Annotated in this window: 18 protein-coding genes and 2 pseudogenes; 12 read left to right on the forward strand and 8 right to left on the reverse strand. The window is 46.0% G+C overall.

Annotated features, from left to right (window positions below; all coding sequences use genetic code 11):
• Window positions 1-5: 5 nt before the first annotated feature.
• Together bslm_RS21835 and bslm_RS04125 are read right to left on the reverse strand one after the other, a co-directional pair.
• Window positions 6-86: pseudogene (locus bslm_RS21835) on the reverse strand (spore germination protein); the annotation flags it as partial.
• 135 nt (window positions 87-221) lie between these two features.
• A pseudogene (locus bslm_RS04125) lies at window positions 222-398 on the reverse strand (spore germination protein); the annotation flags it as partial.
• A 188-nt stretch (window positions 399-586) separates the two neighbouring features.
• Between bslm_RS04125 and treP the strand changes: the two are divergent.
• The 4 genes from treP to bslm_RS04145 all read left to right on the forward strand — a co-directional run bounded on the left by treP (window position 587) and on the right by bslm_RS04145 (window position 5299).
• Complete coding sequence (gene treP, locus bslm_RS04130; RefSeq protein ID WP_003233682.1) at window positions 587-1999, forward strand: PTS system trehalose-specific EIIBC component; 1413 nt, start codon at window positions 587-589, stop codon at window positions 1997-1999.
• 69 nt (window positions 2000-2068) lie between these two features.
• Window positions 2069-3757, forward strand: a complete 1689-nt coding sequence (treC, locus tag bslm_RS04135; RefSeq protein WP_046380853.1) for an alpha,alpha-phosphotrehalase — start codon at window positions 2069-2071, stop codon at window positions 3755-3757.
• Between the two features lie 20 nt (window positions 3758-3777).
• Window positions 3778-4494 carry a trehalose operon repressor gene (gene treR / locus bslm_RS04140; RefSeq protein ID WP_046380854.1) on the forward strand — a complete coding sequence of 239 codons (717 nt, stop codon included), beginning with the start codon at window positions 3778-3780 and terminating at the stop codon, window positions 4492-4494.
• 139 nt (window positions 4495-4633) lie between these two features.
• Window positions 4634-5299: an NAD(P)H-dependent oxidoreductase gene (locus tag bslm_RS04145; protein WP_029726870.1), complete on the forward strand. Its 666-nt coding sequence runs from the start codon at window positions 4634-4636 to the stop codon at window positions 5297-5299.
• Between the two features lie 37 nt (window positions 5300-5336).
• On the opposite strand, the gene bslm_RS04150 is transcribed toward bslm_RS04145, so the two are convergent.
• Window positions 5337-9725, reverse strand: coding sequence for a multifunctional 2',3'-cyclic-nucleotide 2'-phosphodiesterase/3'-nucleotidase/5'-nucleotidase (locus bslm_RS04150; RefSeq protein WP_080265328.1), 4389 nt, complete (start codon window positions 9723-9725; stop codon window positions 5337-5339).
• A 243-nt stretch (window positions 9726-9968) separates the two neighbouring features.
• On the opposite strand from bslm_RS04150, the gene yfkM reads away from it, so the two are divergent.
• Window positions 9969-10487, forward strand: a complete 519-nt coding sequence (gene yfkM, locus bslm_RS04155; RefSeq protein WP_003233673.1) for a general stress protein 18 — start codon at window positions 9969-9971, stop codon at window positions 10485-10487.
• Between the two features lie 39 nt (window positions 10488-10526).
• On the opposite strand, the gene bslm_RS04160 is transcribed toward yfkM, so the two are convergent.
• Complete coding sequence (locus bslm_RS04160) at window positions 10527-11717, reverse strand: MFS transporter (protein ID WP_003243812.1); 1191 nt, start codon at window positions 11715-11717, stop codon at window positions 10527-10529.
• 109 nt (window positions 11718-11826) lie between these two features.
• Window positions 11827-12042 (reverse strand): DUF1128 domain-containing protein, encoded by a 216-nt coding sequence (locus tag bslm_RS04165; protein ID WP_010330293.1) that lies wholly within the window; start codon window positions 12040-12042, stop codon window positions 11827-11829.
• 202 nt (window positions 12043-12244) lie between these two features.
• Between bslm_RS04165 and yfkJ the strand changes: the two genes are divergently transcribed.
• From yfkJ to bslm_RS04180, 3 genes are read left to right on the forward strand one after another with little or no spacing between them, the layout of a single operon-like run.
• Window positions 12245-12715 (forward strand): protein-tyrosine-phosphatase, encoded by a 471-nt coding sequence (gene yfkJ, locus bslm_RS04170; RefSeq protein ID WP_024573443.1) that lies wholly within the window; start codon window positions 12245-12247, stop codon window positions 12713-12715.
• A gap of 17 nt (window positions 12716-12732) precedes the next feature.
• The gene (locus bslm_RS04175; RefSeq protein ID WP_046380855.1) at window positions 12733-13053 is read left to right on the forward strand and encodes a hypothetical protein; all 321 of its coding nucleotides are present in this window, start codon (window positions 12733-12735) and stop codon (window positions 13051-13053) included.
• A 23-nt stretch (window positions 13054-13076) separates the two neighbouring features.
• On the forward strand, window positions 13077-13904 hold the full coding sequence (locus bslm_RS04180) for a YihY family inner membrane protein (RefSeq protein ID WP_046380856.1): 828 nt from the start codon (window positions 13077-13079) through the stop codon (window positions 13902-13904).
• Window positions 13905-14102: 198 nt separating this feature from the next.
• Here bslm_RS04180 and bslm_RS04185 read toward each other — a convergent pair whose 3' ends face one another.
• Window positions 14103-15278, reverse strand: a complete 1176-nt coding sequence (locus tag bslm_RS04185; RefSeq protein ID WP_046380857.1) for an MFS transporter — start codon at window positions 15276-15278, stop codon at window positions 14103-14105.
• Window positions 15279-15445: 167 nt separating this feature from the next.
• Between bslm_RS04185 and cax the strand changes: the two genes are divergently transcribed.
• Window positions 15446-16501, forward strand: a complete 1056-nt coding sequence (gene cax / locus bslm_RS04190) for a calcium/proton exchanger (RefSeq protein WP_046380858.1) — start codon at window positions 15446-15448, stop codon at window positions 16499-16501.
• 70 nt (window positions 16502-16571) lie between these two features.
• Window positions 16572-17366, forward strand: coding sequence for a YfkD famly protein (locus bslm_RS04195; protein WP_003233657.1), 795 nt, complete (start codon window positions 16572-16574; stop codon window positions 17364-17366).
• Between the two features lie 38 nt (window positions 17367-17404).
• Here the strand turns inward: bslm_RS04195 and mscC are convergent, their stop codons facing one another.
• Together mscC and yfkAB are read right to left on the reverse strand one after the other, a co-directional pair.
• Window positions 17405-18247, reverse strand: coding sequence for a mechanosensitive ion channel protein MscC (mscC, locus tag bslm_RS04200; RefSeq protein WP_010886444.1), 843 nt, complete (start codon window positions 18245-18247; stop codon window positions 17405-17407).
• The gene (gene yfkAB, locus bslm_RS04205) at window positions 18248-19369 is read right to left on the reverse strand and encodes a radical SAM/CxCxxxxC motif protein YfkAB (RefSeq protein ID WP_003233655.1); all 1122 of its coding nucleotides are present in this window, start codon (window positions 19367-19369) and stop codon (window positions 18248-18250) included.
• A gap of 144 nt (window positions 19370-19513) precedes the next feature.
• Here yfkAB and bslm_RS04210 point away from each other — a divergent pair, with 144 nt between their 5' ends.
• Window positions 19514-19699, forward strand: a complete 186-nt coding sequence (locus tag bslm_RS04210; protein WP_003223132.1) for an SE1561 family protein — start codon at window positions 19514-19516, stop codon at window positions 19697-19699.
• 100 nt (window positions 19700-19799) lie between these two features.
• Window positions 19800-20591: a delta-lactam-biosynthetic de-N-acetylase gene (pdaA, locus tag bslm_RS04215; protein WP_014479173.1), complete on the forward strand. Its 792-nt coding sequence runs from the start codon at window positions 19800-19802 to the stop codon at window positions 20589-20591.
• The last annotated feature ends 21 nt before the right edge of the window (window positions 20592-20612 follow it).

Consider the following 20612-nt stretch of genomic DNA (forward strand, 5'->3'; position numbering starts at 1 on the left):
ACTGTCCCAATAACAAGAGCGCCGAGGATGCTGACCGTCTGACCAACGGTTTTCGGCAGGCGCACTCCCTCTTCACGGAGAGCCTCAGCTGTATGGCGGGGAAAGAAATCGGCTAGCGGGCAGACGCCGCGCTGAACATTATACCCTGAGGCTTTCAGTGAAGCCCTCTCTCGATCCTTTGATGGTCGATTCTGTTATTAACTTTTCAAAGTTTCTTCACAAACAATAAATCCGCACAGCCCGTTTCCAAAGTCAAATTGTCTAAATACGATGTCTGAGCAGCCTTCTGTTAATAAGGTCAGATTATCGAGGTTTTCCTTCAAATTGGGAGAGATCGGTCTGTCCTGATTGTCTTCAAGCTCTTTGATGAGCTGAAGCGCTTTGTCGCGTATATTCATAGAGGCTCACCCTGCTTTTTAATGTCACAATAAGTGCTTGTGACTTTTAGGGTAACCTTGTCTGTTTCATATATTCCAGACTAGGATGAAAGCGCTATAAAAAAGTGTTGACTACCTGTATATACAGGAATACAATATGATTATAAGTTGTATATACAAGTTATAAAAACGGATACGGAGGGGTTGGCATGGGGGAACTGAACAAATCGGCACGTCAGATTGTCGAAGCAGTCGGCGGTGCTGAAAATATTGCAGCGGCAACTCATTGTGTTACACGTTTGCGTTTTGCTTTAATAGATGAAAGCAAGGTTGACCAAGAGATGCTTGATCAAATTGATGTGGTAAAGGGATCATTCTCGACAAACGGACAGTTTCAGGTCGTAATCGGCCAGGGAACTGTCAATAAAGTATATGCTGAACTGGTTAAGGAAACGGGGATTGGCGAGTCAACAAAGGATGAAGTGAAGAAGGCCTCAGAAAAAAATATGAATCCTTTGCAGCGTGCTGTGAAAACGCTTGCAGATATTTTTATTCCAATATTGCCTGCGATTGTTACGGCGGGTCTTTTAATGGGGATCAATAACATTTTAACGGCGGAAGGCATTTTCTTCAGCACAAAATCGATTGTGCAGGTTTATCCGCAGTGGGCGGATCTTGCTAATATGATTAACCTGATTGCAGGCACGGCCTTTACGTTTTTGCCTGCGTTAATCGGATGGTCTGCCGTCAAGCGGTTCGGCGGCAATCCGCTTCTCGGCATTGTGCTCGGGGTTATGCTCGTGCATCCTGATTTGCTGAATGCGTGGGGATATGGCGCGGCAGAACAAAGCGGAGAGATCCCGGTATGGAATCTATTCGGCCTAGAGGTGCAGAAAGTCGGCTATCAGGGCCAGGTGCTCCCAATTTTGCTTGCTTCTTATATGCTGGCGAAGATTGAGGTATTTTTAACAAAACGCACACCTGAGGGCATACAGCTGCTCGTTGTCGCACCAATTACGCTTCTCTTAACGGGATTTGCCTCTTTTATCATTATCGGCCCGATTACATTTGCGATCGGTAATGTACTGACTTCAGGGCTTATCTCGGTGTTTGGTTCTTTTGCCGCACTGGGCGGTCTGTTATATGGCGGTTTCTACTCAGCGCTCGTGATTACCGGTATGCATCACACGTTTCTTGCAGTCGACCTGCAGCTCATCGGTTCAAAGCTCGGCGGCACCTTTTTATGGCCGATGCTGGCGCTTTCTAATATCGCACAAGGTTCGGCGGCTCTGGCCATGATGTTTATCGTGAAGGATGAGAAACAAAAAGGCCTCTCCCTCACATCAGGGATTTCTGCTTATCTTGGCATTACAGAGCCTGCCATCTTTGGGGTGAATCTGCGATACAGATTCCCGTTTATCATTGCAATGGTCAGCTCTGGCCTGGCCGGAATGTATATTTCTTCTCAAGGTGTGCTGGCAAGCTCCGTTGGTGTCGGCGGCGTGCCGGGGATTTTCTCAATCATGAGCCAGTACTGGGGCGCGTTTGCAATCGGGATGGCTATTGTATTGATCGTGCCGTTTGCCGGAACATACGCGTATGCGAGATTCAAACATAAATAACAAATGGGGAGCGGGACGTGTTGAACGTTCCCTTTTCCCATTTTCAATTTAAATATGGTGGTGAGACAGATGAAAACAGAACAAACGCCATGGTGGAAAAAAGCTGTGGTTTATCAAATTTATCCGAAAAGCTTTAACGATACGACGGGAAACGGTGTCGGCGATTTGAACGGCATTATTGAAAAGCTGGATTACTTAAAAATACTTCAGGTGGATGTGCTTTGGCTGACGCCGATTTATGATTCTCCCCAGCATGATAATGGGTACGATATTCGTGATTATTACTCGATTTATCCTGAATACGGAACGATGGAGGATTTTGAGCGGCTAGTGTCCGAAGCACATAAAAGAGACCTGAAAGTCGTCATGGATCTTGTTGTCAATCATACGTCAACAGAGCACGAATGGTTTCGCGAGGCGATCTCTTCAATAGACAGTCCGTACCGTGATTTTTATATATGGAAAAACCCGCAGGAAAACGGTTCTGTTCCGACGAACTGGGAATCGAAATTCGGCGGCTCGGTATGGGAGCTTGACGAAGCGTCGGGCCAATACTATTTGCATCTGTTTGATGTGACGCAGGCTGATTTGAATTGGGAAAATGAAGAGGTCAGAAAGCATGTCTATGACATGATGCATTTTTGGTTTGAAAAGGGAATAGATGGCTTCAGGCTTGATGTCATCAACCTGATTTCTAAAGATCAGCGCTTTCCGAATGCGGAGGACGGCGGCGACGGCCGCTCTTTTTACACTGACGGGCCGCGAGTGCACGAATTTCTGCATGAAATGAACGAAAAGGTGTTTTCACATTACGACAGCATGACGGTCGGTGAGATGTCTTCAACAACCATAGACCACTGTATCCGGTATACGAATCCTGACAATAAAGAACTTGATATGACATTCAGCTTCCATCATCTCAAGGTTGACTATCCTAACGGCGAAAAATGGGCCTTGGCACCGTTTGACTTTTTGAAGCTGAAGGAGATCCTATCCGACTGGCAAACGGGGATGCACGCAGGAGAGGGATGGAACGCTCTGTTCTGGTGCAATCATGATCAGCCGCGCATAGTATCAAGATATGGAGATGATGGCGCATATAGGGTGAAATCGGCGAAAATGCTTGCTACGGCCATTCATATGATGCAGGGCACGCCTTATATTTATCAGGGCGAGGAGCTGGGAATGACGAATCCGAAGTTTACTGACATCAGTTCCTATCGGGATGTCGAATCGCTGAACATGTATCACGCCTTTAAGGAAAAAGGAATGGCTGATCAAGAGATCACAGCCATTTTGCAGGCGAAATCCCGTGACAATTCCAGAACCCCTGTTCAGTGGGATGCTACGGAGAATGGCGGTTTTACAACGGGCACACCATGGATACCGGTTGCAGGAAATTACCGGGAAATCAATGCTGAAGCGGCGCTGAGGGATCAGAATTCGGTGTTTTACCATTATCAAAAATTGATTCGAATTCGCAAAATGTATGACATTGTGACAGAGGGAACGTATGAGTTAATCGCAAAGGATGACCCGAACATTTTTGCGTATCTCAGACACGGCAGCAATGAAAAGCTGCTCGTGATCAATAATTTTTACGGGACAGAGGCGGCCTTTACACTGCCGGACTCTTTAGCGCCTGACGAATGGAAGGCAGAGGTGCTGTTGACGAACGATGAAGCAAGGGAAGGGCTTCAGAACATGACGCTTCGCCCGTATGAGTCCATTGTTTATCGTTTAACGAAACCGTGTTAAACTAAGCTGGGTGGTCCATAATGAAGGTGAATAAATTCATCACAATTTATAAAGACATCGCACAGCAAATTGAAGGCGGCCGATGGAAAGCGGAGGAGATTCTTCCGTCTGAACATGAGTTGACCGCACAGTACGGTACATCAAGAGAAACGGTCCGAAAGGCGCTTCATATGCTCGCGCAAAACGGTTATATTCAGAAAATCAGGGGAAAAGGCTCCGTCGTGCTCAATCGTGAAAAAATGCAGTTTCCCGTTTCGGGCCTTGTCAGCTTCAAGGAGCTCGCGCAAACGCTTGGCAAAGAAACGAAAACAACTGTACACAAATTCGGGCTGGAGCCTCCGTCAGAGCTGATCCAAAAACAGCTCCGGGCCAATCTGGATGACGACATCTGGGAAGTCATCAGGTCTAGAAAGATTGACGGGGAACATGTGATTTTGGACAAGGATTACTTTTTCAGAAAGCATGTCCCTCACCTGACGAAAGAAATTTGTGAAAACTCCATATATGAATATATAGAAGGAGAGCTAGGTCTTTCGATCAGTTACGCCCAAAAAGAAATTGTCGCCGAGCCGTGTACGGACGAGGACAGAGAGCTGCTCGATTTACGCGGCTATGACCATATGGTCGTGGTGAGAAACTACGTCTTTTTGGAGGATACCAGTTTGTTTCAATATACGGAAAGCAGACACCGTCTCGACAAATTCCGATTTGTTGATTTTGCGCGGCGGGGGAGATGAGATAGGCGCCTGCCTGCGGCAGTGCGCTTTTTTGTTTGGTATCAAAATTGATACTATCCAACAAAAATGTGCGTACTTTTACTTTTTATCATAATGGCTACAATAGAGATGAGAGTAACCTAAAGGAGAGGTGTTTTACATGGCAGATCTAAAGAAACAAATTCTGGATGCATACAATTTCAGGCATGCGACTAAGGAATTTGACCCGAATAAAAAAGTGTCAGACAGCGATTTTGAATTTATTTTAGAAACAGGAAGACTGTCTCCGAGCTCACTCGGCCTTGAGCCTTGGAAATTTGTCGTCGTCCAAAATCCGGATTTCCGCGAGAAGCTTCGTGAATACACATGGGGCGCGCAAAAGCAGCTGCCGACCGCAAGCCATTTCGTCCTGATTCTTGCGCGTACAGCGAAGGATATCAAATATAATGCGGACTACATCAAACGTCATTTAAAAGAAGTAAAACAAATGCCTCAAGACGTGTACGAAGGCTATTTAAGCAAAACAGAAGAATTCCAGAAAAACGATTTGCATTTGCTTGAAAGTGACAGAACATTGTTTGACTGGGCATCAAAACAAACCTATATCGCGCTTGGCAACATGATGACTGCCGCTGCGCAAATCGGTGTTGATTCCTGCCCGATCGAAGGCTTCCAGTACGATCACATTCACCGTATTCTTGAAGAAGAAGGCCTTCTGGAAAACGGAAGCTTCGATATTTCTGTGATGGTGGCATTTGGCTACCGAGTGAGAGACCCTCGTCCGAAAACAAGATCTGCTGTTGAAGATGTTGTGAAGTGGGTTTAAATAAAGAAAGCTGCTCGCTTAGCGAGCAGCTCTTTTTTTATGCCTGATTCGTTCTATTCTGTTTTCTCCTCTGATGTAAGTACATTGCCGTTCCGAGTGCGCTGATAAGAAATCCGGCCAACAGTATCGAGTACATGGATGTGGCTGTGTCCGGAAGCAGGCCGCCAGCCGGACCGTCTGTTCCTGATCCGCCCGAACCGTTTCCTCCAGAGCCGTTAGTCGGTTGAGTGCCGGGAGGCGTATCATTTCCTCCGTTTCCGTCAGTCGGCTGTTTTCCGCCTGGTTTGTCGGAGCCTCCGCCATGACTGCCGTCATCACCGCCTGTCGGTTGGTCGGACGGGAATGCCGGCGGTTTGTTGTTCGAACCGGAATTTAAGATCGTGTATTCGCTGAAGTGGTTTGTATATCCTGTCACCATATCATCGTCAACTGATCCGTTATCTGTCTTTGTGAAAGCTCTCTTTTTCCTGTCGACGTGATAAATGGCAGGGTTATGAGCTTCTTCAATATCAAACATGCGAAGCGAAAGCTGTACGGGCTCCTTGAATGATTTTATTTCTTTTCCTTTTTGCTTTACTGTAAAGTCATATACATCTGCCAATGACACATTCAATTCTCCCGTCGACTTGATTCCGATTGCAGTGTCTGCAGTTTTAAGGTTCGCCATTGGCATCTTCATGCTGTACCAGTAGTTGAACACCGTCAATGAAGGATCTGACTCTCTTTCTTTCAAAAGTTTGACCTGATCTTTTTTTACTTTGAGATTGATAGGCTTCTCTTGTGATCCTTCATGTGTTCCGTAATAGACAAGCGGCGTGTTGGCATTTTTAGCGTAAATCTCAAATTTGTCTTCATCAAGTGTCCAGCTGCCGTCCTTCTGCTTTGTCGGCAGGAATACTTCTTTGATCCGTCCTTCAACTTTAGGAGAGACCTTGTTTCCTAGTTTTTTCAGCTGTTCGGTGAAAATCTCATAATCAACGTAGCCAAGGTCTTCACCATGGGAGGCTTCTGTAAAGACAGAATATCCGTCTCCTCCGGCACCGACAAAATTATTTGTTGCCACGCGGTAGGTATCATCCGTATTTATAGCAACTTTGTCTCCGTTAGGCGATTCAATTTTCACTTCTAACACACGGTGCCCAGGTTCGTTGTTTAATGTAAAGGTATATTCGATTCCGGCCACCTGAGGGAAAGCGCCGCCGCCATTTTCCACATTGCTTAGGCCTTGTTCAAGGGCTTCTTTAATTTGTTTTCCGGTTAAATCGGCCACGTAAAGCGTATTGCCGAACGGCATCACGTTGAGCACCTCGCCGAGTGTGATATCACCTTTGTCAATGCCGGCTCTGATGCCGCCGCCATTTGTTATCGCTATTCTGGCGCCGGCTGCTTCTTTCGCTTTTGCCAGCATACCGTCCGCGATGAAGTTTCCGAGATTCGTTTCTTTCGTGCGCACATGCTCACGCTGGCCGTCAAGCGCCACATCCGTATAGCCGACTTTTTCATTTTTTACGTCTTCTAATTCACTTTTGAACTGATCAAGCTCTTGTTTTGCTTCTGCGTTTTCTTCTGTATGCTCATCAATTGGCAGCACGCTCTGATTTGATTTGTCTGTTTGCACAACGCCATTTTCATCAAACGCGACATCAACGCGCCCCAAGAATTGGCCGTATTCTTTTGCCTGTGCCACGATCGTCGGTTCTTCGTTGTTCACGACCTCCATTTTGTCTACGAGGGTGTGAGTGTGTCCGCCGATGATCAAATCAATGCCTTTTACTTTTTTGGCTAGCTCAAGATCCCGGTTATGCCCGATGTGGGTTAAAGCAATAATTTTATTTACCTGTTCTTCTTCTTGAATCGCTTTGACGGTGTTTTGTGCTGTTTCAAAGGCATCATTGAATACGATGCTTTTGCCCGGGCTTGATGTGGTGGCTGTATCTTCTGTTGTCAGGCCGAATACGGCGACTTTCTCCCCGTCAACGTCTAACAGAATGTAAGGGTGAATGCCGGCCTCTTTCTTTTCACCTGCCGTAAAGGTTTGCGGCTTTTTGACAAATGATTTCAGCTTGGGCTCATTTGACACATCTACGTTTGCACTGACAATCGGAAATTCCGGCGCTTCAAAGAGATAGCGGTTCGCCGGATCAACGGTTGCGCTGTTTCCGCTTAGAAAATCAGAAAGCACTGTCGGGCCTTTGTCAAATTCATGATTTCCGAAGGTCATGGCGTCATAGCCCATCATGTTCATCATTTTCAGATCGGCCAAACCGTTCCATTTTGTAAAATACAGATCGCCGGAAAACACATCTCCCGCATCAAGGAGAATGTTGTGATTTGTTTCGCTGCGTACTTCGTTGATTTTCGTCATTCGTCTTGCTGCATCATCGAGATGTGCGTGCGTATCATTGGTGTGCATGACGGTCAGGTCCCACAGTCCGTCTTTAGGAGGATCTGGATTTGAATCATCATCGAATTGCAGCTTATACACACCATAGCCTTCATTCGCAGACTTGCCTACATAAGCGACGTCGTCTGCTTTATCGGCAAATGGCTTGGCCAAAAGCGAGGATTCAAACGTCAGATTCGTGCCGGAAACAGGCGCGATTGACCAGTTGTTGTCTGCTTTTGGATTGACTGTTTTTTGTTCAATAATATAGTCCATCAGCACCTGCCTGTTTTCAACCGCAGAGCCGTGGACAATTTTATCGCTCGTCAGATGAGGGAACCCGCCGCCTCCGGACGCACGATAGTTATTGGTGACCACGAGAAATTCCTGGCTTGGGCTGATCGGCTTGCCTTCATAGGAAAGATTGATGATCCGGGATGAATCCGCATTGATCACTTTTCCGTTCTCATTGTATTTAGCCGGTTTTGTCACATCGACCTGATATGTGACACCGTCAATCACGTCAAAATTATAGGAGCGGAAATTCTCGTTCAGCAAGGCCTGGTCGCCGCCTTTAGCTGGATCAATTTGATTGAATTGGCCTGCTGACATCTCCAGCCAGTCCTTGACCTCGCTGCCTGTCAGCTTGACGATTTGAACAGTATTATCGTAAAGATACAAGTCACCGACATTTTTAATCGCAAGATCTCCGGCTGGAATGTTTGTATAGTAATTGGCTCCGTTTCTGCCGCCTGCTTTAAACGGCGCTCCAGCGGATAAAATCGGCAGGTTCTTGTACTCGGTATCCTTCATTTCTTTTTCAGCGTACCACTTTTGCGCGTCAGTCACGATCTGAATGGAAGGATCATCTTTGACCTGTGCAAAGAAGCTGTTAATATCTGCTTCGGTTTTGCCGACTGGCTTTCGGACATACTCCAGTGTGTTTTGGTGTGTTTGCTGAATGGTGTTTGTAACGGTTTCGTTTCTTGATGTGACGTTGCCAGCAATAGATTCAATACTTCCTTTGGAATCTGCTACTTTCCATGAGCCGTCCGCCTTTTCAAGCTTGAGGTCAATCACGCCTAAATATTTGCCCCAGCTGCTTGGCATGACGACAGGAATGCCGTTAATTGTTCCCTTTTCCACATTGAACTGAGCAACACCCGCATACTCGGCGGAAGGAAAGAGTCCGTGCTGATGGCCCGAGATAATCGCGTCAATGCCTTTCGTTTTAGTGGCAAGGTCAAACACGGCGTTTTCTGCGCCTGATGATTGCGCCTGCTTTTCAATGCCGGTGTGGGCGAGGGCAATAATGACATCTGCGCCTTCCGCCTTCATTTTCGGGATCGTTTCATTGGCGGATTCTACGATATCCTGCACCTGAACTTGCCCCTCGAGATTCTTTTTGTCCCATGTCATGATTTGCGGCGGGACAAAGCCTATGTAGCCGACTTTTACTTTCTGCTCATTACCGTTTTCATCAATGAGGGTTTTTTCATTAATCATATACGGCGTATAACGGTTTTCGCCGCTAGTTGTTTTGACGTTGGCATTTACAATCGGGAAATCGGCTCCTTTGATTGTGCCGTCGAGAAAGTCGAGCCCGTAGTTGAATTCATGATTGCCAAGCGTTCCGGCGTCGTATTTCAGCGCATTCATGACGCTGATAATCGGATGGGTTTTCGTGCCGGAGATAATGTCGTCTTTTTGATATTTCACCGCGTATTCACCCAGCGGATTCCCTTGAATCAAGTCGCCGTTATCCACAAGCAGAGTGTTAGGGTTTTGCTCGCGGTGCTTTTGGATCAATTGCGCTGTTCTTGCCAGACCGAAATCCGCCGTTTCTTTGTCGCTGTAGTAATCGTAATCCATCATGTTGGCATGAATATCAGTTGTAGCCAAAATACTCAGATGCACCTGAGGAGCCGCGCTTTCTTCTGCATGAATGGGTGGTGTTGGGAGGATTAGGCTAAGTATCATAATTGGGGGCAAAAGAATACGGAGAATGTTTTCGACGTGTGTTCGTCTTTTCTGTATTCTCACCAGTTCTCCACCTTTCAACGAAATTTGTGTTACAGCTCCTATTGTAAGAATATTTTGTAACTATTTGTAGGTGTTTCTTTATGATTATTGTAAAAGGGAGAAAAATGAGTACTATGTAGCAGCTTCAAGCGACAAATACTGGGTATTTATGCTTATCGTTTGTCCATATTCGCAAAATGTTTATTTTAGTGTGGCTGGGGTAGAGTGTTTTATGTAGACATATAAAGCGGGAGGTTATGAACCATGGGGAAAAAAATTGCAGTTGTTTTGACAGATTACTTTGAGGACAGCGAGTACACTGAGCCTGCGAAAGCCTTTAAAGAAGCGGGACATGAACTGACTGTCATCGAAAATGAAAAAGGAAAAACAGTAAAAGGCAAGCAGGGAAAAGCGGAAGTGACGGTTGACGCGTCCATTGACGACGTAAACCCTTCAGACTTTGATGCGCTTTTGATTCCCGGAGGATTTTCACCAGACCAGCTTCGCGCTGACGATCGTTTCGTCCAATTTACAAAAGCGTTTATGACTGACAAAAAACCGGTATTCGCCATTTGCCACGGCCCGCAGCTTTTAATCAATGCGAAAGCGCTCGACGGCCGAAAAGCGACGGGCTATACGTCCATTCGTGTTGACATGGAAAACGCCGGTGCCGACGTTGTGGACAAGGAAGTGGTTGTTTGCCAGGATCAATTGGTCACTAGCCGCACACCGGACGATATACCGGCATTTAACCGCGAGTCATTGGCATTGCTTGAGAAATAAGAAAAAACGGACGCTCTTGGGCGTCCGTTTTTTTGTTGCTTAGGCTTGAGCACCTGTCAGTTTCTTGTACCTGTAATACAAGAAAGCAGCTGCAGCCGTTCCGATGACCGCAATGCCGAAGTCGAATATGAAAATATGGGCGATGCCCCCCGCTTTTGCGATAAGCCCTGTTGCAATCGGCAGCAGAATTGATGCAAGACTTGAAGCGGTCGCTACAATTCCGGTAACGGTTCCTTTTCGCTTCCAGAAAAGCTCTGTCATTAACGTAATGGTAATTTGAAACACACCCGCAGTTGAAAAGCCTAAGAAAAAGGCAGTGATGTCCAGCACAACTGGGATATGAACGGTCAGCATGACTGCGAGGGTACATAAAGTAATAATAGGATATAAGAGCGTTATGAAGACAGGTTTGACCCATCTGTTCAGCAAAACGGCTAATAATAAAACAGATGCCAGAGATCCTATACTATAATAGCTCAGCAATTGAACGGATGCTGATTCAGCTAAACCGGCTGCCTTTTGCGCGTAGCTCGGGAGCCAGATTTGAGAAACCGTAAATAAAGCCGTGGATGTAAAACCGATGATAATCAGTGCAGTGCCTTCTTTCTGAAAAACGGGTTCAGACAAGAAAACGGGAGATTCCTGTTGGCCGCTATTAGTTGGTTTCTTATGTTTTTTAGGAAACGAAAGCGTTGATAAATAAATAATATTCAGGAGATAGACCGCTGCCGGCAGATAAAAAGCAAATCCGTAAAACATGCTGTGGTCTGCTAAAAATGTGATCAAAAGCGGCAAAAGTGCGGCCCCGACAGACATAAAGGCTTTGACCAAGACATTCGCCGAACCGGAAGCAGACGGAAAGAGCTCGGTTAGGGCCGGATATGTTCCGGCATCCATCGCTGAATTTGCGACTCCGGCTAATAAGGCGAAAACAAACGCCAGCTCATAGCTCGGTGATAAAGGAATACCGACTAAAAAGACGGCCATAATTCCTGCAGAAGCGACAACAAGCGGCTTTCTGCCGATTTTATCTGATAGAACGCCGGAAATGCCGTATGTCAGCAGTTTGCCAAACCCGATAGCGGCAATGACATAACTGATGCCAGTCGGATCGGTATTCCACTGTTTTGTTAATGAAGACATATTGGATGCGAGAATGATGTTGACCATCCCCAGAAAGAAGTAGTTGATATACATTCCGGATGCTGTTTTGATAGATGTCGTTTGCATGCTTGTACTCCTTCAAATCTTATTCGAACACTTTGCTGTTTACTGTTCTAAGGAAAATTGGTTTGGGGAAATGATAAAAAAGACTCGCCGAGTTTCCGGCCAGTCTCCATTATTTACGAAGCGAGGCTAATTCTTGAGCAATCGCCTGCATTTCACTTGGGCTGAATGATTCTTTTTTCATCACCATGCTGTGAAGGTACGTGAGGTCTTCAATCTTCTCATCACTGAAATCCTCCGCTTTGATTACGCCGACGTTCAGCATGTTCAGCTTTTGGGAAATCTCTTCAATCATTTGAGTTAATGTTTCTGTATTTGGGCTGGACAAATGGTTCCATCCTTTCTATGCGCAATATAGGTATGTTTTATTCTAACAGAATTCCATCAGAAAAAAACCCTATTCTAAAAGCAGGCTGTTCATTCCAAAAAAGTGAAGACATCAGTTGAAAAGAAAATGAACATCCTACTAAGATATTCATGAAGGTTTCTTTTTAGAGAAATAGGGGCAAAGAATAGGGAGGTTGGACAACATGATAAGCGTGTTATTTGTTTGTTTAGGAAACATTTGCCGGTCTCCGATGGCGGAAGCGATTTTTCGGGACCTGGCAGCCAAAAAAGGATTAGAGGGGAAAATCAAGGCGGACTCAGCGGGAATCGGCGGCTGGCACATCGGCAATCCGCCGCATGAGGGAACGCAGGAGATATTGCGCAGAGAAGGAATCAGCTTTGATGGCATGCTGGCGCGTCAAGTCAGCGAACAGGATCTGGCCGATTTTGATTACATCATTGCAATGGATGCAGAAAATATCGGAAGTCTCAGAAGCATGGCGGGATTTAAAAACACCTCACATATCAAAAGGCTTTTGGACTATGTTGAAGATTCAGATCTTGCCGACGTTCCCGATCCTTACTACACAGGGAATTTTGAAGAAGTCTGCCAATTAATCAAATCGGGCTGTGAGCATCTGCTTGCGTCTATTCAAAAAGAAAAACAATTGTGAGTGAAAGGAGAATTTGCATGAACAACGAACGTTTAATGCTGAAAGGGATATTTCTCGGAGCTGCGGCAGGCGCGGCGTTATCACTGCTCCATAAGCCGACAAGACAGGCGTGCGGCATGAGATGGCTGACATGCAAGCATAAACTTTCACTGTATAAAAGCAATCCGGAGCTGTTAAAAAACACTGTCATCACAAAAGTGGATGAGGCCAAAAAGCTCGCCCAAACGCTTTCAAAGGAAGTCGACTTTGTGAACCAGCAGGTGAAAGAGCTGAAGAAAACAACGCCGCAAGTGATGGAACTCGTGCAAGAAACGAAAGAGCATTTTTTAAAAAAATGATCAAACATGCGAGGTGAGACGACATGAGTTTTTTGAAAGAGCTTTTCAGCAGATACACCCTTCATGAAGGACAAAGTAAATCAGCGGAGCTGGCGTATTTTTTTCTATTGTCACTGTTTCCGTTTTTGATTTTTATGCTGACGCTCACCGCGTATCTTCCGCTTTCTACCGATGATGTTTTAGGAGTCATAGAACAATATGCTCCCGCCAGTGCGATGTCACTCGTTGAATCCATTACCCATCAAACCTTAAATAATCGAAATGGCGGTTTGCTGTCATTCGGGATTATCGCCGCATTATGGTCTGCGTCTAATGGAATGAACGCGATCGTCCGGTCGCTGAACCACGCGTATGATGTGGAAGAAAACCGCTCTTTTATCATTGTTCGTCTAACCTCGATTTTTTTGACGGTTGCCATGGTATTTACGATTTTAGTGGCTTTGCTTCTGCCGGTATTTGGCCGGGAGATTGGAAGGCTCGCTTCTGACTTTGTCGGCGCGTCGGATCTGTTTTTATCCGTCTGGGCCGCCATTCGCTGGGGTGTCAGCCCGCTTGTGCTTTTGATTGTTTTTTCCGCGCTGTATGTGATTGCGCCGAACAAAAAGCTGTCTCTCCGGTTTGTCATACCGGGTGCGGTCTTTGCGACTATCGGCTGGATCATTGTCAGCACATTGTTTTCATTTTACGTCAGCACGTTTGCGAACTATAGCGCCACTTACGGGAGCATCGGGGGAATCATCGTTCTGATGATTTGGTTTTACTTGAGCGGCATTTTAATTATCCTAGGCGGAGAAATCAACGCTCTTTTACATAAACGTAAAAAGCTTCCTGATGAAAATCCCTACCATTAGCGCACCCTATAAACGAACTTCGGTTCAAAAAGAAGTCGGGGGGATATCGTGATGACCAAGCATACGAAAAAAGGCGGAAGCCATAACAAACAAAATTCGAAAAGCAAATCGAGCCATAAAACAAGCGGAAGCGCCAACGGACAAAACGGCTACCATTAGCATAAAAGCCTCCTGACATGATGTCGGGAGGCTTTTTGATTAAGAAGATGAAGAATAGGTTTCAGCCGGTGACCAGCTTTTCGGTTTGCCCAGCACAAGGGCCAGCCACACAGCGCTAAGCGTGAGAGTAATGAAGTAGAACAAGTTTGCGCTTTCAAATGTCTGCATATACCAGCCGCCGGCAACCGGGCCGAGGATGCTGCCGAGACTGAATGTAATGCCGCAAAGCAGGTTCCCCGCCGGCAGGAGGTGAGGCGGAAGAAGGTCTGTCATATAGCTGATGCCAAGTGTAAAGGTTGATCCGACTGCCATTCCTGCAATAAAAAAGCAGCCGCCGATCACGTAAGGCGAAGGAAATACACCGGCGATGAAAAAGCAAAGAGCCCCAGTCAGCAAAATCACCAGCAGCACATTCCGCCTGCCGTATTTATCGCTGAGGATGCCGAGCGGAAACTGAAAGATAATGCTTCCAATCGCAAATGCGGGAAGGATGATCGCTACTGCGTCTACTGATATCCCCAAACGGAGCGCGTACACCGGAAAGCTTCCGTTCAGCGCCGTTTCCAGAAAGCCGTAGCCAAATGTAGGCATAAAGGCAACCCATCCAAACAGCATGGCCTGATAAAATCGCCTGAAACTATTGTCTGATTTGGTTTCATGAGGACTGGTTTCCGGGTATGCATTTTGTAGAAAGAAAACAAAAAGCCACGCAAACAGACTGATGCAGCCGGACACGATAAAAGGAAGCGACGGACTCAGCTTGACAAGCGGCACCATGAACGGGCCTGCGGCAAAGCCAAGGCCAAAGGAAAGCCCATAAATAGACAGATTTCTTCCGCGATTTTGTTTTGATGACATGGAGGTCACCCACGTTTGCGTAGAAAAGTGAAGCATGTGGTCGCCGATCCCAATGAACAGGCGAAGCAGGAACCAAACCCAAACTGACTGAAGCCAAGTAAATCCGAATAAGCTTAAAATGACAATGCTTCCGCCCATGACGATCAGCGGCTTGAACCCGAGCTTTCTGAGCGGCGCTTCCATAAACGGCGAAGCCAAAAGCACACCGATATACAGCCCGGTCGCGTGCAGGCCGTTGATAGCAGCGGATTCTCCATTTGTTTCAAAAATGATTGAAATGACAGGCAGCAGCATGCCTTGTGAAAACCCGGAAATGGATACGAGCAAGACAAGGATAAAGAAATGAAATCGTGACATCGTGTCAGTTCTCCTTATGTGGAATCTATGTTGATCGTACAATGTTTTCCAAAAGCAGGCAACCTGAAAAAAGCCTATATCACGCTATACATTTGCCCTCGTGTAATCATGAAGGTTTTTGTGAAGAATAAAAATAAAACAAGTCATAAAAAAGGAGCTATTTCACCATGAATCGTATCTTTTTTATTTTAGTGGCGGCCGGTGTTCCGCTTTCTGTGATTGGCAGTTTGATGCATTGGCCTTCCGCGGTTCTATTTGCCGTTTATTGCGTGACGATTATCGCGCTTGCAAGCTATATGGGGAGGGCGACAGAATCACTGTCCATCATTGCAGGACCGCGTATCGGCGGTTTGTTGAATGCAACCTTCGGGAATGCGGTGGAGCTGATTATTTCCCTTTTTGCATTAAAAGAAGGCTTGACAGGAATCGTGCTTGCCTCTTTAACCGGTTCAGTGCTGGGGAACCTGTTGCTGGTAGCGGGCCTATCGTTTTTTGTCGGCGGTTTAAAATATAAGCGGCAGGAATTTAATATCCATGATGCCCGCCATAACTCCGGGCTTCTGATTTTTGCCATCATTGTCGCCTTTGTGATTCCGGAGGTATTCTCTGTTGGTATGGGAAACGCCAGCAAGCTCAATTTAAGCATCGGCATCAGCATCATTATGATTCTGTTGTATGTGGCGGCGCTGTACTTTAAACTTGTCACGCATCGGGGCGTTTATCAGCCGAATAATGCCGCTCAGTCTGAAGAAGAGGAAGAGCCGGAATGGTCAGGGAAGGTTGCGACGATTGTCTTGTTTGCGGCAACGATTGTGGTTGCATACATATCCGAAAACCTGGTCCATACCTTTCACTCGGTTGCTGAACAGTTCGGGTGGAGCGAGCTGTTTATCGGGGTCATCATCGTGGCGATTGTAGGAAATGCGGCGGAGCACGCGTCAGCGATTATTATGGCCTTCAAAAATAAAATGGACATTGCGGTTGAAATTGCAGTCGGCTCTACGCTGCAGATCGCTATGTTTGTCGCACCGGTTCTCGTCCTCTGTTCTATCTTTTTTCCGACAAGCATGCCGCTTGTATTTACATTGCCGGAGCTCGTCGCGATGGTATCAGCGGTTCTCTTGATGATCGCGATTTCGAATGACGGGGATTCCAACTGGTTTGAAGGGGCGACACTGCTTGCTGCATATGTCATTATGGCGATCGGCTTTTTCCTTCTTTAACCTGAAAAAATGATGGATAACAACAAAGCGGGATGAAAAGACTAAGGGAAAATGCCATAGAAAGAGTGATATGATGAAAAAGCTATTTCATTCCACACTTATCGTGTTGTTATTCTTTAGTTTTTTCGGCGTTCAGCCCATCCACGCGAAAAAGCAGTTTAAGGTTCCTAATTCTGTCGCAAGCATTTCAAAGGAAAACACGTATCCGAATGCTTCACAGGATCAGCCAATGCTTCAGCCGAGTAAGCTGGCAAAGGAATTGCTCGATCATTCTGAGGTGAAGATTGAAAATCCGCATCTCATCAAAATGCTGAATGAATCCAACATATCCGGCACACCGCTTGCAGTAGGGTACCGGGCGACAATATTTCTCGGGAAATGGGCGCTCGGCTATGAATCAAATGAAACAGTCGCAAACTGGGAATATAAAAAAATCAATACAAACCGTGCGGATAACCGCGGCGGGAAAGAAACGGCTGAAATGCATTATGCCCAGGAACAGCAGTACAGAGTGAAGGGCGGCCTCACAGCTAAAGTTCCAAATGCTGAAGATGTCAAAAGCATGATGATGCAAAAAGCAATGAAGAAAACGAACCTTCCGCTTGCATTTGAGACGGTCATTGGGGCTGGCACAAAACGGGATCAGATTTATAAAGTCGCTCCTAAAAAAATCGGTTATTTACATGCATATGCACCGGCTGTGAATGAAAAAGGAAAAGTGACTTACGGAGAAGTGTACTTAGTGCTGAAAGGAAATAAACGAAAACTCGTCGTGAAAAATGTCACGTCACAGGGAATCGGCGCGTGGATTCCAGTTCAAGATCATGTCACGTTTGGTTTTCAGCTTTCCTCACTGCCAAGATAAATAAAAAACTGATTCCAACTCGGAATCAGTTTTTTTGTTTATTGGGTTCTCTCAATTCGGACCGCTTCCTCAAGCATTTGCACATTGTTTTGGTAGAGCTGGCGAACGAGAACCCGTCTTACTGCAAGGCTGGCACTGAAATAATCATCATCTTTCACCATGCCTTTAACCGTAAATTCGACGCCGCGATTGATTTTATTCAATGCGGTGATGCCGTGGATTTGAAATGGTTCTGTCGGATTGCCGAATTCATCCCGCTTCAATGAATCACGAAGCTCTTCATTCAGCATGTCACATGCCTCTTCCAACACGCTGTACACGCGGTCCGGATCTTCTTTAAAGCTGATAAGAAAGGATTCGGTAATCCGCATAAAATCAATATTATAGTTCTCTATTTGTCTGACCTCGCCGTTGCTGATGGTGAGCAGCTTCCCGCTCCATTCCCGGATTTGCAGCGAGCGGAGGCCGATTTCCTCCACTGTTCCGTTGAACAAGTTGTTGACGGTGACATAATCGCCTTTGTGCAGCTGGCGTTCATATATTAAGAACACACCAGCCAGCACATCTTTGATCAGCGATTGGGCGCCAAAACCGATCACGATACCTGCTACGCCCGCCCCGGCCAATATCTTGCCGAAATCATGCACAAATAAAGAAATAACGTAAAAGATAAAACCAATTGTCGCCGTATACTGGGTGACAGAACGGACAAGGCTTTCAATCGTTTTTTCCTTTTTTTCTTCAATAAAATCCGTCCGTTTAAAAAATAGCTGTACCAGCCGGTTGATGATAAAGACACCGATCCAAAGGATAACGGCAACGAGGAGAATATCGACGATTTTATTTTGAAAAATCTCCGTAAGTGTTTCTTTCATCCGCATCTAACTCCTGGCTTGACGTTTTGTGAAGTCTGTATCCTGATAATAACTGTTTTTGACAAGAACATTCGGTCCGAGGCACCGGACATTCGGGCAGTGGCAACTTAGTTCCTTCGCAAGCTTGGTCTCTCTCCACTTTTCATAGGCGGAAGGGAGGCTGTCCGTCTGAATGTTGCCAAGCGGCGGGGTATCACCGAAATCGGTCACGATAATGTTTCCGTCGAAAATGTTCACATTCAGGCGGGATCGGCCGTCAGGGTCATTTCGCACTGTGACGTTTTTCGCCGCGCGAAGCCGGCGAAGCAGCTTTTGGTCGTCTTCGTCCGGACTGCAGGCATAAAACGGCAGCGTTCCGAACAGCATCCACGTATTTTCATCACGAATATCCAGCAAGCGGTGAATGGCCTGTCTCATCTCTTTCAGGCTGAGGGATTCAAGAGCGCTTGCGAAATCGCTTGGATACATTGGGTGGACCTCGTGACGCTGACATTTCATATCTTCTGTGATTTGGCGGTGAATATGCTCAATATGCGGAAGTGTTCGTTTGTTCAGCATCGTTTCCGCAGATACCATTACTCCGGCATCCACGAGCGTGCGGCTGTTTTCGATCATTTTTTCAAAATAGCGCGCGCGCTGTTCGAAGGTCGGTTTTCTGTCCATCATGGCAAAGCCGATTTCAGCAAAATCTTCAACTGTACCCCAGTTATGAGAAATATGTAGCACATCGAGATACGGAATGATCCATTCGTACCGCTCGATGTCGAGGGTCAGATTTGAATTAATTTGTGTCCGCACACCCCGTTCATGGGCATATTTCAATAAAGGAACAACATATTCTTTTACTGATTTCAACGAAAGCATCGGCTCTCCGCCTGTGATGCTGATGGATCTGAGGCGCGGGATTTCCTCCAGCCGTTTTAACAGAAGATCTATTGGCAGAGCATTCGGGTCTTTAGGCTGCAATGTATAGCCTACAGCACAATGCTCGCATCTCATATTGCACAGTGTCGTTGTTGTGAATTCAACGTTTGTCAGCTGCATGTCTCCGTATTGGTCAACATCCATATAGGCTTCCCAAGGGTCAAACTCGGGCGTAATCGGACGCAGCTTCGTGTTTTGTGTCATGACTATCTAACTCCTTTATAAATGGGCATACTAACGCTGCCAACAGTTAATTTTAGACCTGATTTGCCAAGATCGCAAGTAGCGCGGCGATTGAAAAACGGCAAAAAATGAGCTACCATAATAAAAAATGATTGGAGGAACAGAATGGGGAATGCCGTAAACAATAAAGATCAGCAGATTGATTATTTAAAGAACAGACTTGACATGTTTATGAACGTCATCGATTCATTAGACCCTGAAGCAACCGACGTTGAAGATATAGACAGGCTTATCAGCATGCTTGATGACCTGGAAGCCAAATACGAACGTTTTAAAAAAGATTGGGAATAAAACCGCGCGCCCGCCGCGGTTTTTTTATTGGCATAAAGCAACAGTATAAAACAAAGCCCCTATCTGTAAAATAAGAAAAAATGCAGAAGGAGCGCTGGCCATGAAGTGGATGTGTTCAATATGCTGCGCCGCCGTATTGCTTGCCGGAGGTGCAGCACAGGCGGAAGCGGTGCCGAATGAGCCGATTAATTGGGGCTTTAAACGAAGTGTCAATCATCAGCCGCCAGATGCCGGGAAGCAGCTGAACAGTTTAATTGAAAAATATGACGCGTTTTATTTAGGGAATACAAAGGAAAAAACGATTTACTTAACGTTTGATAACGGATATGAAAATGGCTATACGCCAAAAGTGCTTGATGTCTTAAAAAAACATCGCGTAACAGGAACGTTTTTTGTCACCGGGCATTTCGTAAAGGACCAGCCTCAGCTGATCAAACGAATGTCAGATGAGGGCCATATTATCGGCAACCATTCCTTTCACCATCCGGATTTAACGACAAAAACAGCTGATCAGATTCAGGATGAACTAGATTCAGTCAACGAAGAGGTTTATAAAATTACGGGAAAGCAGGACAATCTGTACTTGCGTCCGCCGCGTGGCGTGTTCAGTGAGTACGTACTGAAAGAAACGAAACGCCTCGGCTATCAAACCGTTTTCTGGTCGGTCGCTTTTGTTGATTGGAAAATCAACAACCAAAAGGGGAAGAAATATGCCTACGATCATATGATTAAGCAGGCGCACCCGGGAGCCATTTACCTGCTGCACACCGTATCAAGGGACAATGCTGAAGCACTGGATGATGCGATTACAGATCTGAAAAAACAGGGCTACACTTTTAAAAGCATTGATGATCTGATGTTTGAGAAAGAAATGAAGATGCCGTCCTTGTAATGAGAAGAGCCTCTCCTGAAA

The sequence above is a fragment of the Bacillus sp. LM 4-2 genome (assembly GCF_000978495.1).
In the GTDB taxonomy this organism is placed as follows: domain Bacteria; phylum Bacillota; class Bacilli; order Bacillales; family Bacillaceae; genus Bacillus; species Bacillus subtilis.

Bases quoted from the DNA above. Each gene is read 5' to 3' on its own strand.
- mscC (WP_010886444.1), bottom strand. From the start codon at position 18,247: ATGCGGATGAAAGAAACACTTACGGAGATTTTTCAAAATAAAATCGTC.
- bslm_RS04185 (WP_046380857.1), bottom strand. From the start codon at position 15,278: ATGTCACGATTTCATTTCTTTATCCTTGTCTTGCTCGTATCCATTTCC.
- treC (WP_046380853.1), top strand. From the start codon at position 2,069: ATGAAAACAGAACAAACGCCATGGTGGAAAAAAGCTGTGGTTTATCAA.
- treP (WP_003233682.1), top strand. From the start codon at position 587: ATGGGGGAACTGAACAAATCGGCACGTCAGATTGTCGAAGCAGTCGGC.
- pdaA (WP_014479173.1), top strand. From the start codon at position 19,800: ATGAAGTGGATGTGTTCAATATGCTGCGCCGCCGTATTGCTTGCCGGA.
- bslm_RS04160 (WP_003243812.1), bottom strand. From the start codon at position 11,717: ATGCAAACGACATCTATCAAAACAGCATCCGGAATGTATATCAACTAC.
- bslm_RS04180 (WP_046380856.1), top strand. From the start codon at position 13,077: ATGAGTTTTTTGAAAGAGCTTTTCAGCAGATACACCCTTCATGAAGGA.
- treR (WP_046380854.1), top strand. From the start codon at position 3,778: ATGAAGGTGAATAAATTCATCACAATTTATAAAGACATCGCACAGCAA.
- yfkAB (WP_003233655.1), bottom strand. From the start codon at position 19,369: ATGACACAAAACACGAAGCTGCGTCCGATTACGCCCGAGTTTGACCCT.
- bslm_RS04210 (WP_003223132.1), top strand. From the start codon at position 19,514: ATGGGGAATGCCGTAAACAATAAAGATCAGCAGATTGATTATTTAAAG.
- bslm_RS04175 (WP_046380855.1), top strand. From the start codon at position 12,733: ATGAACAACGAACGTTTAATGCTGAAAGGGATATTTCTCGGAGCTGCG.
- yfkJ (WP_024573443.1), top strand. From the start codon at position 12,245: ATGATAAGCGTGTTATTTGTTTGTTTAGGAAACATTTGCCGGTCTCCG.
- bslm_RS04195 (WP_003233657.1), top strand. From the start codon at position 16,572: ATGATGAAAAAGCTATTTCATTCCACACTTATCGTGTTGTTATTCTTT.
- cax (WP_046380858.1), top strand. From the start codon at position 15,446: ATGAATCGTATCTTTTTTATTTTAGTGGCGGCCGGTGTTCCGCTTTCT.
- bslm_RS04145 (WP_029726870.1), top strand. From the start codon at position 4,634: ATGGCAGATCTAAAGAAACAAATTCTGGATGCATACAATTTCAGGCAT.
- yfkM (WP_003233673.1), top strand. From the start codon at position 9,969: ATGGGGAAAAAAATTGCAGTTGTTTTGACAGATTACTTTGAGGACAGC.